The 12838-nt window shown below is 72.7% G+C and carries 12 protein-coding genes and 1 tRNA gene; 6 read left to right on the top strand and 7 right to left on the bottom strand.

The features are described 5' to 3' along the window. Positions 1–68 precede the first annotated feature (68 nt). Positions 69–1706, bottom strand: coding sequence for an L-glutamate gamma-semialdehyde dehydrogenase (gene pruA / locus BJ993_RS18605; RefSeq protein WP_179650486.1), 1638 nt, complete (start codon positions 1704–1706; stop codon positions 69–71). Between the two features lie 38 nt (positions 1707–1744). Further along, positions 1745–2668: a proline dehydrogenase family protein gene (locus BJ993_RS18600; protein WP_179650484.1), complete on the bottom strand. Its 924-nt coding sequence runs from the start codon at positions 2666–2668 to the stop codon at positions 1745–1747. Positions 2669–2750: 82 nt separating this feature from the next. Here BJ993_RS18600 and BJ993_RS18595 point away from each other — a divergent pair, with 82 nt between their 5' ends. Further along, positions 2751–3968 carry a PucR family transcriptional regulator gene (locus tag BJ993_RS18595; protein ID WP_179650482.1) on the top strand — a complete coding sequence of 406 codons (1218 nt, stop codon included), beginning with the start codon at positions 2751–2753 and terminating at the stop codon, positions 3966–3968. On the opposite strand, the gene BJ993_RS18590 is transcribed toward BJ993_RS18595, so the two are convergent. Continuing rightward, complete coding sequence (locus tag BJ993_RS18590) at positions 3931–4401, bottom strand: hypothetical protein (RefSeq protein WP_179650480.1); 471 nt, start codon at positions 4399–4401, stop codon at positions 3931–3933. The genes BJ993_RS18595 and BJ993_RS18590 overlap by 38 nt on opposite strands. A 192-nt stretch (positions 4402–4593) precedes the next feature. Between BJ993_RS18590 and BJ993_RS18585 the strand changes: the two genes are divergently transcribed. Then, a complete protein-coding gene (locus BJ993_RS18585) occupies positions 4594–5037 on the top strand; it encodes an HNH endonuclease (protein ID WP_179650478.1) in 444 nt (147 codons plus the stop codon). A gap of 22 nt (positions 5038–5059) precedes the next feature. Beyond that, a complete protein-coding gene (locus BJ993_RS18580) occupies positions 5060–5743 on the top strand; it encodes a lysoplasmalogenase (protein WP_179650476.1) in 684 nt (227 codons plus the stop codon). A 3-nt stretch (positions 5744–5746) separates the two neighbouring features. Here the strand turns inward: BJ993_RS18580 and BJ993_RS18575 are convergent, their stop codons facing one another. Next, positions 5747–6754 (bottom strand): AraC family transcriptional regulator, encoded by a 1008-nt coding sequence (locus BJ993_RS18575; protein ID WP_179650474.1) that lies wholly within the window; start codon positions 6752–6754, stop codon positions 5747–5749. Between the two features lie 101 nt (positions 6755–6855). Here BJ993_RS18575 and BJ993_RS18570 point away from each other — a divergent pair, with 101 nt between their 5' ends. After that, positions 6856–7446: a hypothetical protein gene (locus tag BJ993_RS18570; protein ID WP_179650472.1), complete on the top strand. Its 591-nt coding sequence runs from the start codon at positions 6856–6858 to the stop codon at positions 7444–7446. 52 nt (positions 7447–7498) lie between these two features. On the opposite strand, the gene BJ993_RS18565 is transcribed toward BJ993_RS18570, so the two are convergent. Continuing rightward, entirely contained in the window at positions 7499–7960 is a 462-nt protein-coding gene (locus tag BJ993_RS18565; protein WP_179650471.1) for a DUF4383 domain-containing protein, read from the bottom strand. 123 nt (positions 7961–8083) lie between these two features. On the opposite strand from BJ993_RS18565, the gene BJ993_RS18560 reads away from it, so the two are divergent. Then, a complete protein-coding gene (locus BJ993_RS18560) occupies positions 8084–9712 on the top strand; it encodes a GMC oxidoreductase (protein ID WP_179650469.1) in 1629 nt (542 codons plus the stop codon). A 360-nt stretch (positions 9713–10072) separates the two neighbouring features. On the opposite strand, the gene BJ993_RS18555 is transcribed toward BJ993_RS18560, so the two are convergent. Next, complete coding sequence (locus BJ993_RS18555) at positions 10073–11632, bottom strand: TROVE domain-containing protein (RefSeq protein ID WP_179650467.1); 1560 nt, start codon at positions 11630–11632, stop codon at positions 10073–10075. 240 nt (positions 11633–11872) lie between these two features. Beyond that, a tRNA-Thr gene (locus tag BJ993_RS18550) sits at positions 11873–11956 on the bottom strand. Positions 11957–12183: 227 nt separating this feature from the next. Here BJ993_RS18550 and BJ993_RS18545 point away from each other — a divergent pair. After that, complete coding sequence (locus BJ993_RS18545) at positions 12184–12750, top strand: hypothetical protein (RefSeq protein WP_179650465.1); 567 nt, start codon at positions 12184–12186, stop codon at positions 12748–12750. The last annotated feature ends 88 nt before the right edge of the window (positions 12751–12838 follow it).

The raw sequence follows: 12838 nt of genomic DNA, 5'->3' as shown, positions 1-12838 counted from the left end.
GTACCGGACCCAGTGGCTGCGTCTCCCGCGAGATCACGACCACTGGGTCCGGTACGACGCAGGACCGATCAGCCCATGTGCGGGTAGCCGTGGTCGGTCGGCGGGACCAGCGTCTCCTTGATCGAGCGCGGCGAGGTCCAGCGCAGCAGGTTGAGCGCCGAGCCGGCCTTGTCGTTGGTGCCCGAGGCGCGGCCGCCGCCGAACGGCTGCTGGCCGACGACCGCACCGGTCGGCTTGTCGTTGACGTAGAAGTTGCCCGCCGCGAACCGGAGCTCCTCGCTCGCCCAGTCGATCACCCGGCGATCGGTGGCGAGGATCGAGCCGGTCAGCGCGTACGGCGCCGCCGACTCCGCCTGCTTCACGACCGCCTCGAACGCGCCGGGCCGGCTGTCGTCGTACACGTGGACGACGAGGATCGGGCCGAAGTACTCCGTCGAGAACATCTCGTCGGCGGGGTCCTCGGCGACCACGATCGTGGGCCGGACGAACCAGCCGACGCTGTCGTCGACGGTGCCGCCGGCGACGACCTGGAGGCCCTCGGTCGCGTGGGCGCGCTCGATGGCGGCCTTGTGCTTGGCGAAGGCGCGGGCGTCGATGACGGCACCGGTGAAGTTCGAGAAGTCGGTCGGGTCGCCGACGGCGAGCGCGTCGGTCTGCGCGGCCAGGTCGTCACCCATCCGCGCCCACAGGGAGGCCGGGACGTAGGCGCGCGAGGCGGCGGAGCACTTCTGGCCGCTGAACTCGAAGGCACCGCGGATCAGCGCCGTGCGCAGCACGTCCGGGTCGGCGGAGGGGTGCGCGATGACGAAGTCCTTGCCGCCGGTCTCGCCGACGAGCCGCGGGTAGGAGCGGTACGACGTCAGGTTGTCGCCCACCGTGCGCCACAGGTGCTGGAAGGTCGGCGTCGAGCCGGTGAAGTGGATGCCGGCCAGGTCGGGGTGCGCCAGCGCGACCTCGGAGACCGCGAGCCCGTCGCCCGGGAGCATGTTGATCACGCCCGGCGGCAGGCCGGCCTCCTCGAGCAGCTGCATCGTCAGCGACGCGGCGAGCTGCTGGGTCGGGGACGGCTTCCAGATCACGGTGTTGCCCATCAGCGCCGGCGCGGTCGGCAGGTTGCCGGCGATGGCGGTGAAGTTGAACGGGGTGATCGCGTAGACGAAGCCCTCGAGCGGGCGGTGGTCGGTGCGGTTCCAGATGCCGGGGCTGTTGGCGATCGGCTGCTCGGCGAGGACCTGCCGGGCGAAGTGGACGTTGAAGCGCCAGAAGTCGATCAGCTCGCAGGCGGCGTCGATCTCGGCCTGGAAGGCGGTCTTCGACTGGCCGAGCACGGTCGCGGCGTTGAGCCGCTGGCGCCAGGGGCCGGCGAGCAGCTCGGCGGCGCGCAGCAGCACCGCGGCGCGCTCGTCGAAGGGCAGCGCGCGCCACTCCGGCGCGGCCTCGTGGGCGGCCGCGATCGCGGACTTGGCGTCGTCGGCGGTGCTGTTGCGCAGCACGCCCAGCACCTTCTGGTGCGCGTGCGGCTGGACGACGGCGATCTCCTCGCCGCCACCGGTGACGCTCTCGCCACCGATGCGGGCGTCGAGCTGGTGGGTGGTCGACGTGAGCCGGGTGATCTCGGCGGCCAGCGCCTCGCGCTCGGGGTTGCCGGGCGCGTAGGTCAGGTTGGGCTCGTTGACGGGAGCCGGCGGGGTGGTGATGGCGTCCATGTCAGGTCCTCTCGTGGGGGCTTCGGGGATCAGGCGGATCAGCGGTGCGCGAGGGCGCGGAGGAAGAAGGCGACGTTGGCGGGACGCTCGGCCAGGCGTCGCATGAAGTACCCGTACCAGTCGGTGCCGAACGGGAGGTAGACCCGCATCCGGTGGCCGCCGTCGACCATCCGCTGCTCGAGGTCGGGCCGCACGCCGTACAGCATCTGCGCCTCCCACCGGTCGTCGCCGCGGCCGGCCGCGACGGCCTTCTCGATCGCGCGGTCGAGCATCGCCGGGTCGTGGGTGGCGATCATCGGGTAGCAGTCGGAGGTCATCAGGGCGTCGATCGCGGCCTCGTAGGCGCGGTCCACGTCGTCCTTGCGCAGCAGCGCCACGGTCGCCGGCTCCCGGTAGGCGCCCTTGACCAGGCGGATCCGCGCGCCCGTGCCGTCGAGCGCCGCGATGTCGCCGGGGGTACGACGGAGGTTGGTCTGGAGCACGTTGCCGATCCACGGGTACGACGCCCGCAGTTCGGCGCCGATCGCGAGCGTGGAGTCGACCGTCGTGTGGTCCTCCATGTCGAGCGTGACGGTGCAGCCCAGGCCGGCAGCGGCGTCGCAGATCTCGGCCGCGTGGTCGGTCGCGATCGTCGTACCGTCGGGAAGGGCCTGGCCGAGGGCGGACAGCTTGAGGGAGACGTCCGCGCCGTCGGCGCAGCCGGCCTCGGCGAGGGCGACCAGCAGGGCGCGGTAGGCGTCGCGGGTGGCGCGGGCGCCGCCGATGTCGAGGACGTCCTCGCCCAGCACGTCGATGGTGACGCTGCGTCCGGTGGCGATGAGCGCGGCGCTCGCCTCGACGGCGTCGGCGGTGGTCTCGCCGGGCACGAAGCGGTCGACGACCTTGCGGGTCACCGGGAAGGACTCGACGGCCCGGCGCGCGCGGGTGCTGCGCGAGGCGCGGTTGAGGGTCTGGCTCAGCATGCTTCCACGCTACGAGTGGCCCGGGCCACAGCAAACCGACATCTGTCACGTCCTTCGGCGAGGTTCGTGAGACATTTGTCCAGTGACGACGCTGGACGACCTGACCGAGGAGATGGCGCGGCTGACGGACGCCCCGTGCACCCTCGAGGACCCGGAGTTCCGCCTGATCGCGTTCTCCGACCACCGCACCGACGACGCCGTCGACAGCATCCGCCAGCGCTCGATCCTGCAGCGCCACTCGAGCGAGGACGTGCGGGCGTGGTTCCGCGGCCAGGGCATCGAGGACAGCGAGGGCCCGCTGCGCACGCCGGCGGACACCGAGCTCGGGATCGTCGCCCGGCTCTGCGTGCCGGCACGCCACCTGGGTCGCGTCCAGGGCTACTTCTGGCTGCTCGACCCCGACGGACGGATCGACCCGGCGACGTGGCCCGAGGCCGGCCGGATCGCCGAGTCGGCGGCCCACCTCCTCAATGTGGCCGAGCGGCGGCAGGCCCGACGTGACGCGCTCTTCCGTGAGCTCGTCGAGGGCGGGCGCCTGGCCGCGCGGGAGTCCGCCGCCGACCTCGCCGACGCGGCCGGCCTCGACCTGCGCGAGCCGCTGGCCTGCGTGCTGGTCGACCGGCCCGAGCTCGCCGACCAGGTGGCCAGCCGGCCGGCCCGGTCCGGCGTGGTGTGGGCGCGGACCGGCGACGCCGTCGCGGCCGTGGTCCGCGCGCGCCTGGTGGCCGACAGCAGCGGCGGGGCGGGCAGTGGCGGGGCGACCGGGACCGACGCCCTGCTGACGGCGCTCGGGATCGGTCGGCGCCTCGACAGCCTCGACTCCGTCACGCGCGCGGCCGTCGGGCCCGTCGTACCGGACATCGACAGCCTGGCCACCACCTTCCGCGGCGCCCGGGTCGGGCTCCGGGTGGCTCGCACCCGCCCGCCGGGCGAGGTCGTCACGTGGTCCTCGCTCGGCCCCCTCGCCCTGCTCGGAGTCGCCCGCGACGACGACCTGGCGGCGGCCGTGGTCGAGCCCGCGGTGCAACGGTTCCTCGCGACGGCGACGTCCGACGTGGTCACCACATTGCAGGTCTGGCTGGACGAGGCCGGCAGTGCGTCACGCACCGCCGAGCGGCTGTCGGTGCACCGGCAGACCGTCTACCACCGGCTCGCGCAGGTGGAGCAGGCCACCGGCCACGACCTCAGCCGCGGGCGCGACCGGCTCCGGCTGCACCTGGCCGTCGAGCTGGCGCCCTTCCTGGCGGAGCCCGCGCCGGGGCTCACACCACCAGGTCGAGGCGCTGCTCCACGCCGTTGACGGTGAACGTCTCCCCCGCCCGCTTGCCCGCGATCGCCGCGGCGACGGGGGAATCGGCAGCGATGCCCTCGATCCGCACACCATCGACGTCGAGCTCACCGGCCACGACGCCGACGAGGTAGTGGTCGCCGCCGAATGCGACGACGGCACCGGGCCCGGCGGCCTCGCGCACGGAGAGGTCCAGCTCGTCGATCTGCGCCAGCAGCCGCTCCTGGCGGGCGACCGCGTCGTCCTGCAACCCGGAGAGCTCACCGGCCTCGTCGGACTGCGAGAGGGCGTCGGCGTCGTACGACGCGTCCTCGTCGAGCCGGGCCGCCGACGCCTGCGCGGCGGCGGCCTGCCGCGAGGCCTGCAGGTCCTGCTCCGCCCGGTCCCGCAGCGCGGCCCGGATCCTCTGCTTGCGGTCCTCGGTCCAGTCCGTCGATGCGTCCATGTCCGCCATCATCACACCGTTCCGGGAAAGTCGCGGGCCATCACGCCGGCAGCGGCGTACCGTCGAGGCAGGGCCGCGCCCAGTGGTCTTCTGCATTTCACGCACTCGTGGCCCTCCGGAAACACCGGAGGACGACGGGGCACCCACGATCGGTCAGGAGCGCGCGACCCGGGTCCGTGGAAGGAGGCTGCCATGACGACCGTCATGCTGCTCAACGCCTCCTACGAGCCGCTCGGGACGGTGACCTTCCAGCACGCGGTGCGGATGCTCTTCCGCGAGGTGGCCACCGTCGAGGAGGCCCACGAGGACCGGATGATCGGGCCGCACCCGTGGCCGCGAGTCATCCGGCTGGTCCGCTACATCGCGGCGAAGTGGATGTACCGCCCGGCGGCGTACTCCCGCTCCGGCGTGCTCAAGCGCGACCGCCACCGCTGCGCCTACTGCGGCCGCCACGCCGCCACCGTCGACCACCTCCTCCCCCAGAGCCGCGGCGGGACCTGGACCTGGCTCAACACCGTCGCCGCGTGCAGCCCCTGCAACGGGCGCAAGGCCAACCGCACGCCACTCGAGGCCGGGATGCGACTCCTGGTCCAGCCCTACGCCCCGACCCGGGCCCAGCTCGCCGCCACCCGCTGACCAGGGGCGCTAGATTGCGCCCGTGCGTACGACGACGCGGCTCAGGCTCGCCTACGGTGCCCTCGCGATCACCGACACCCTGCTGGCCGGGTCCGGCAGCCACTGGGCGCACCGCGCCCGCTTCGTCACCAAGCCGCTGCTGATGCCGGTGCTCGGCGCCTCGCTGGCGACCGATCCACGCGCCCAGGGATCGCCGTTGCGCGCCAGCACGCTGGCGGGACAGGCGGCGGGCTGGGCCGGCGACGTCCTGCTGCTCGGCGAGGGCCCGAAGGCCTTCGCCGCAGGCGCCGGGTCGTTCGGCGTCGGGCACCTCGCCTACATCAGCGGCCTGGCCCGCCACCGCGACCGGTCCACGCCGCTGCGTGGCAACCGCGCGGCACGGGCGATCGCGGCCACCTGGGCGGTGAGCGGACCGGTGATGGCGATCGCCGCGGCCCGCAAGGAGCGCGCCCTCGGCCCGACCGTGCTCGGCTACTCCGCGCTGCTGAGCTCGATGACCGCCTCGGCCCAGCACCTGTCCCCCGCGCTGCCGCGCGACGCGCGCGTGCTCACCGCCGTCGGGGCGGGCTTGTTCCTGCTCTCGGACTCCGTCCTCGGCTCACGGACCTTCGTGCTGACGGACCCGCCGGAGCGACTCGAGTCGCTCGTGATGGCGACGTACACGGCCGGGCAGCTGCTGATCAGCGAGGGGGCCGCGCGGGCCTGACGCTCACCGGTCCGCCCGGCTCGAGCGCCGTACCTCCCGCGGCGACATCCCGAACCACCGCTGGCAGGCGCGCGAGAGCACGCTCTGCTCGCTGAAGCCCAGGTTGCCGGACAGCTGCCCGAACGGCATGTCCGTGTCGCGCAGGTAGCGCTCGGCCTCGTCGCGGCGCACCCCGTCGACGATCTCGGCGAAGGTGGTTCCCTGGGCAGCCAGGTGGCGCTGCAGGGTGCGCGGGTGCTGCGCGAGCTGCTCGGCGACGAGCTCGAGGCCGAGGCCCCCGGTCGGCAGCATCCGGCGCACCAGCCGGACGACGGCGTCGGTGGTGCCGCCGCCGGTCCGGACCGCGATCGTGTCGAGGTAGTCGCGCACGACGGCGTGCACCGCGTGGTCGGCGTCCAGCCGGCGCTCCAGGACCTCGGCGCGGAACCGGAAGCCGTAGCGGTCCTCCCCTGCGTCGACGCGGCAGCCGAGGTCGCGGCGGTAGTCCGCCTCCGGGGTGAGCAGGGGGTGCCGCAGCTGCACCGAGGTCGGCCGGAAGTCCGGTCCGGCGAGGAGCCGGAAGACCTGCAGGGAGACGCCGAGAGCGAGCTCGGCCGCCTGCCGGTGCACCGGCGGACGGGGCTCGACGAGGCGCCACTCGAACTGGGCGAGGCCGTCGCGTCCGGGTGGGTGGACGGTGACCGCGATCGCCGGGCTGTAGAAGCCCATGAACTGCTCGATCGCCTGCAGCGCGGCCCCCACCGTGGGTGCGGTGCGCGCGGCCACGCCGAGCGGGCCCAGGATCTCCAGGCCCTGGCGGGCCCCGAGCCGCCGCCCGAAGTCACCGCGCCCGGTGACCGCGGCGGTCGACTCCAGCAGGGCGGTCACGCTGCGATAGCTGATGAAGCTGTCGTGGTCACCGACGACGGCGGGCGTGAGGTGCACCGCGGCGAGGAGCGCGACGGGATCGGCGCCGAGCTCGGTCGCCAGCGTGGTGAACCCCTGGAGCGAGGTGCCCCGGATCAGGGTCATGTCGCACAGGGTCAAGAACGAGTCGCGTGCTGTCAAGCACTGCGGTCCGCCGGTTGCGACCGTGATGGCCGGACAGATCCACCCCGAACCCTGGAGAACCGATGAGTCGCTTCGACATCACCCGCACCAACCTCGCCGTCGAGCGCCTGCTCGAGACGACCGAGAACCCGCGCCACCGCTACCTGCTGCACGCCTACAACCGGCACCGCTACCTGGAGATGGCCGGTCGATGGAAGGAGATCTTCGCGCCGGAGATGACCGTCGAGCACCCGATCTACCACTTCAACGTCTTCGGCATCAACACCGTCCTCGAGGGCGCCGAGGCCGTCCAGGCGGTCTACGCGGAGTGGTCCGAGACCGCGCAGTGCGTCTTCTACACCGACGACGAGGTGCTCGCCGTCGGCGACAACATGATCTGCTCGACCGCGACGATCTACCAGCAGACCCCGGGCGCGGTCCTCGCCGCCGCCGGCGCACCGGTCGACCCGGAGGCGCACTACCTGGTGGCCAACGTCGAGCACATGATCTGGCCGTACGACGACCAGGGCCGCCTGATCGGCGAGGACGTCTGGGAGATCGACGAGTCCAAGCGCCAGGTCATCGCGCTGGACCCCTCCGAGGTACTCACCGTCGAGCGGGCGGGCGAACTGCTGGAGCCGCTCATCAAGCCGCTGCCGGAGCGCCCCTTCTGACCTGATCCCACGCCCGTTCCTCGACCGGGCGCGACCTCCACGGAGCTCGGGATCAGCCCGGCAGCGGGCGGTTGCGCTCGGCCATCGACCGCCCGAGGGCCAGCCCCAGCCCGACCATGCCCACCCCGAGGACCAGGTGCAGCCAGTTGTCGGCCTGGTCGAGTGGCACGAAGTTCGCGTCGTCGTGGCGGTCGACCAGGAAGCCGTACACGGTCAACACGAGGTAGACCACGCCGCCGCCGACGAGGAAGGCGCGCGCGCCGCCGAAGGAGCGGGCCAGGGCCAGGCCGGCGACGCCGAAGGCGAGGTGCACGAGGTTGTGCAGCACCGAGACGCCGAAGAGGCCGAGCAGCTGGGCGCCGGAGTGGTGGCCGGCGAAGGTCATGTCGTCGTAGTCGGTCGTCACGCCCGGGACGAACCCCAGGATGCCGACCAGGAGGAAGGTCAGGGTGACCACGGCCGCCGCCTTCTGGAGCAGCGAGCTCCGGGAGAGTCGCGTCGTCATCGTGTCCATGGGGCGGCGGTACCCGCCGGCCCGACCGCGAGTCCCACGGAGTTACTTCCCGGTAAGTAGTGACGAACCCTCACCAGAACCGATAGAACACGTTCTTGTTCTTTCCTTTGTGATGGAGGTCACATGCCGAACACCACCCCCCACCAGGCCCGCTTCACCCGTCGCGGGTTCCTCACCACGACGGGAGCGGCCGCGGGCGCCGCCGCGTTCGCCGGGCCCCTGCTCCGCGCCGCACCCGCGCGCGCCGCCGCGATCAGCAACGGTGCGTCCGTCCCGGCGCTCGTCATCGGGACCGGGTACGGCGGCGCCGTCGCCGCGCTCCGGCTCGCCCAGGCCGGCGTACCCGTCGAGATGGTCGAGATGGGGATGTCGTGGGACACCCCCGGCGCCGACGGGAAGATCTTCCCGAAGGTCACCTCGCCCGACCAGCGTGCGTACTGGCTGCGCACCAAGACCAAGGCGCCGGTCAGCAACTTCTTCGGCTTCCCGATCGACTCGAACATCACGAAGTACACCGGTGTCCTCGACGCCGAGGAGTTCGCGGGCATCACCGTCTACCAGGGCCGCGGCGTCGGCGGCGGCTCGCTCGTCAACGGCGGCATGGCGGTCACGCCGAAGCGTGAGCGCTTCGCCGGGATCCTGCCGTCGGTCGACGCCAACGAGATGTACGACGTCTACTACCCCCGCGCCAACGCCGGCCTCGGCGTCGGGCAGATCGACCCGGTGTGGTTCGAGAGCGCTGCCTGCTACCAGTACGCGCGGGTCGGGCGGAAGCACGCGCAGCGGTCGGGCTTCGCCTGGACCTTCGTCCCCGACGTCTACGACTGGAACTACATGAAGGCCGAGCAGGCCGGCACCGTCACCCGCTCCGCCCTCGACGGCCAGGTCATGTACGGCAACGACCACGGCAAGAAGTCGCTGGTCCAGACCTACCTGGCACAGGCCTTCGCCACCGGCCGGGTCAACGTGTCGACGCTGCACCGGGTCACCAACGTGACCCCCGCCGCCGGCGGCGGCTACACGGTCGCGATGGAGCAGATCGACACCTCCGGCAATGTCGTCGCCACGAAGACGGTCACCGCGACGAAGGTGTTCTTCGCCGCGGGCAGCGTCGGCACCAGCAAGCTCCTCGTGAAGATGAAGGCCACCGGCGCGCTGCCCGGCCTCAACAACGAGGTCGGCAAGGGCTGGGGCGACAACGGCAACGTGATGTGCGGTCGCGCCAACCACATGTGGGACGCCACCGGCACGCTGCAGTCCACGATCCCCTGCTCGGGCATCGACAACTGGGACGCCGGCGGCGCCTTCGCCGAGGTCGCTCCGCTGCCGACCGGGATCGAGACCTACGCCTCGCTCTACCTGTCGATCACGAAGACGACCCGGCGCGCGGAGTTCAGCTGGAACGCCGCCGCCAACAGGGTCGACCTGTCCTGGCAGACCGCCTGGAAGCAGGACTCGATCACCATGGCCAAGACGATCTTCGACAAGATCAACAGCAAGGAGGGGACGATCTACCGGACCGACCTCTTCGGCGGCTACAAGATCTGGCAGGACGGCCTCACCTACCACCCGCTCGGCGGCGCGGTCCTGAACAAGGCCACCGACAACTACGGGCGCCTGCACGGCCATCCGGGGCTCTACGTCATCGACGGCGCGCTGATCCCCGGCAACACCACCGTCAACCCGTTCGTCACGATCACGGCGCTGGCGGAGCGCAACATCGAGAGGATCGTGGCGGACGACCTGCTCTGAGGGAGATCGTCGGCTCGCCAGTTTCACCGGCCGGCCGGTGAAACTGGCGAGCCTGGACGACGAAACTCACGCCTGGACGATGAAACTTCGTCGTCCAAGCGTGAGTTTCACCGGCCGGCCGGTGAAACTCCCGGACCCTCCGGCACCGCCCACTGCCCCACCCGTGCATCGCATCCGACTATTCAGCGGACCGTCACCGCGGCCCTACCGTCGAGGGACCAGCAGTCCGACGAGGAGGGGTCGTCGCGACGATGCGAACGGGCCGCCCGCCACCATGGGGAGCGAGCGCCCCGGTGCTTCCGGCCGGCCCACGGCGGGAGACCGCGGGCCGGCCGGCCACGTCCGACCCGGAGCCGGGCGTCAGAACGGCCAGTCGGCGTCACGTCCCGCCTCCAGGAGCGGGATCGCGGCGAAGCCCTGGTCGCTCAGGCCGCCGAAGGTGTGCCGGTTGGCCGAGCCCGAGGGGCCGTGGCCGTACCGGTAGCCGGCCAGGTTGAAGGTGTAAACCGGCACCGTCGCCGGCACCGCCGACGTCGGGTCCTGGCCGCGCCAGCCCGCCCACGCCTGCTCGTCGGTGACGATGACGACGCGGTCGTGTCGGCGGAAGTGGCGGCGTACGGCGGCGGCGGTGTTGGTGCCGCCGAGGTTGCCCATCCGGCCGGCGAGCGCCAGCACGGACTCCCCGCGCCGCGCGGCCACCGTCCGGCTGTCCGTGCCGAACTCGACCAGGTCGGCTCGTGCCGACCGGACCGCCAGCGCCGCGCCGAAGACCGCTGCCGCGTCGGCGCGGGTGACGGTCGAGCGGCCCGAGAGCCGCGAGAACATCGAGCCCGAGCGGTCCACCAGCACCAGCGTGCGGCCCGGCAGCTCCGGGACGTTGGCCAGGCTGGCCTGCAGGGCCTGCTCCAGCGGCCAGGCCCAGCGCAGCGAGGGCGCTGCCCGGTACGCCGACAGGAAGCGCAGCGGCAGCTGGCGCGACCGAGCGACCTCACCGGCGTCGGCCAGCTTGGCAGCCACCGTTGCGGCCACGTCGTCGGCGACACCCGCCCGGTCGAAGTTGCGCAGGTTGCGCAGCAGCGCCATGTAGCCCATCGACGGGACCAGGGCCTCCCACGCGGCCGCGTCCAGGGGACCCTGCAGCCAGCCGGCGACCTGCTCCCAGGTCATCCCGGCACGGCGCAGCCCCTCGGGGTCGCCGACGAGGGTCGCGCGCCGCTCGGCGACGGGTACGGCGAGCAGCCGCTCCCGCGCCGCGAGGACGGCGAGCTCGTCCGGGACGGCGTCCGCCCGGTCGTGCCGGCGGTCCAGGGCGTGCCGGAACAGCGCCGACTGCCGCGCGTCGCGGGGACGCGCGTGGGTCAGCTCGAGCACGTCCGCGAACCGGTAGTCGCGGCCCCGGGCGTCGTACTTGAGCAGCGAACGCTCGGTGTAGAGACGCTCGGCTGCCGTCGCGACGCCGCGCTTGACCGGCTTGGGGAAGGCGCGGCCGTGCCGCAAGGCCCAGTAGGCCAGCATCTCGCCCGGCTCGTCCGCACGGTCGAGGGCGGCCTCGACCAGCGCGCGGTTGTCGCCGGCGATGCCCGCCTCCAGGCGGGCCTTGACGGCCTCGGCGGCGACGACGAGCGCGACCGTGCGCAGGTGCGCCCCCGTGCGGAGCCAGCGGACCAGGCGCAGGGTCCAGTCGACGTCCTCGAGCGCGACCGTCGCGGCGAGTGCCCGCAGTCGCTCGTCGCGCTCGGCTGCTGCCTCGTAGAAGGTGTCCTCCGCGACGAAGGAGGTGACGGCGAGCAGGAACAGCTCGCCCTTGGCGTCGCGGGCGTGGCCGCGCGCCCCCTCGTGGGTGCGGCCGGTCGCGTGGTCCGCCGTGCGGACGGCGCTCGTGCCGGTGCGGCGCAGGCCGCTCAGGTTGAACTTGCTCATGTGGTGTCCCTCCTTCCGAGGGCGGGGTCGTTCGTCGGCCTGCCCGGCGGGACGCCGGGCAGGCAGGGGTGGCGCCCGAGGACCGTGCGGCGACGGTGTTTTCCCGTTGTCAGCGGGACCGTTGGAGACGAAGTAGCCGTGGCCTTCGCACCGGGCACCCTCCGACGGGACGCGCCGAGGACCAGGTCGACCGAGGTGTCGACAGCTGCTCTGCCGTTTGAGCTACACGACGGTCGCCCGTCGCGGCGGGACTCGAACCCGCAACCCGCTCATTACCAGTGAAGTAACCCCGGTCTCCGCACCGGCGCGTACCGGTGGAGTGCGTCAAGGGTGGGGCCCGGCCCGCCGATCGGCCAAACGCTTTTCCCGGGCTCGCGCAGCGCCCGCACTCCCGGGGCTCGCCAGTCGCGCTCCGGAGCTCGTGGACCGACGACGCCCTCCCCCACCTTTCTGGGACCGCGAATTCCCCGCACCTACGGGATGTTCCAGGTGGGTAGGACGACCGGATGCTTCTCGCACCGCAACCAACCGAGCGAGAGCGAGTCCTGACCATGAACCCCACCACCCGAGCCCGCCACGCCCGACGTGCCCGCCGGCGTCGTACCGCCGCGGTCGTCCTGGGCGGCCTGCTGGCCCCGTTGCCCGCCGTGGCCTCGACCCTGGCGCCGACCGGTGCGCAGGCCGCACCGGAGCCCAAGCCCGGCACCCTCGCCACGGTGCGGGCGGTGACGGCGAAGTACCACGACGTCGCGGCGGCAGAGGCCGACGGCTACGTCCCCGTGTCCGACTGTGTCGAGAGCCCGGCCGGAGCGATGGGTGTCCACTACATGAACCCGGCGCGCGCAGCAGCGTCGATCGACCTCCGCAAGCCGGCGTTCCTGCTCTACCTGCCCGTCGAGGGCGAGCTGCGGCTCGTGGGCGTGGAGTACTTCCAGGCCGACCGCGACCAGGACCTGGCGACCGATGACGACCGCCCGTCGCTGCTCGGCCACGAGTTCGACGGGCCGATGCCCGGCCACGGCACTGGCGCGCCCGTGCACTACGACCTCCACGTCTGGACGTGGGCGCACAACCCGGACGGGATGTTCGCCGAGTTCAACCCCGCCCTGGCCTGCTGACCGCACGCGGACGGGCGACCCGTTCCGGGCGCTGCTGGGCAGCGCGCAGGAGCTGCCGGAGATCAGCTGACGGTTCCCTCGCCGAAGG

The sequence above is a fragment of the Nocardioides aromaticivorans genome (assembly GCF_013408525.1).
In the GTDB taxonomy this organism is placed as follows: Bacteria; Actinomycetota; Actinomycetes; order Propionibacteriales; family Nocardioidaceae; genus Nocardioides; species Nocardioides aromaticivorans.
The sequence above is the reverse complement of the archived record's forward strand: the minus strand, read 5'-3'. Positions and strand labels throughout refer to the sequence as shown.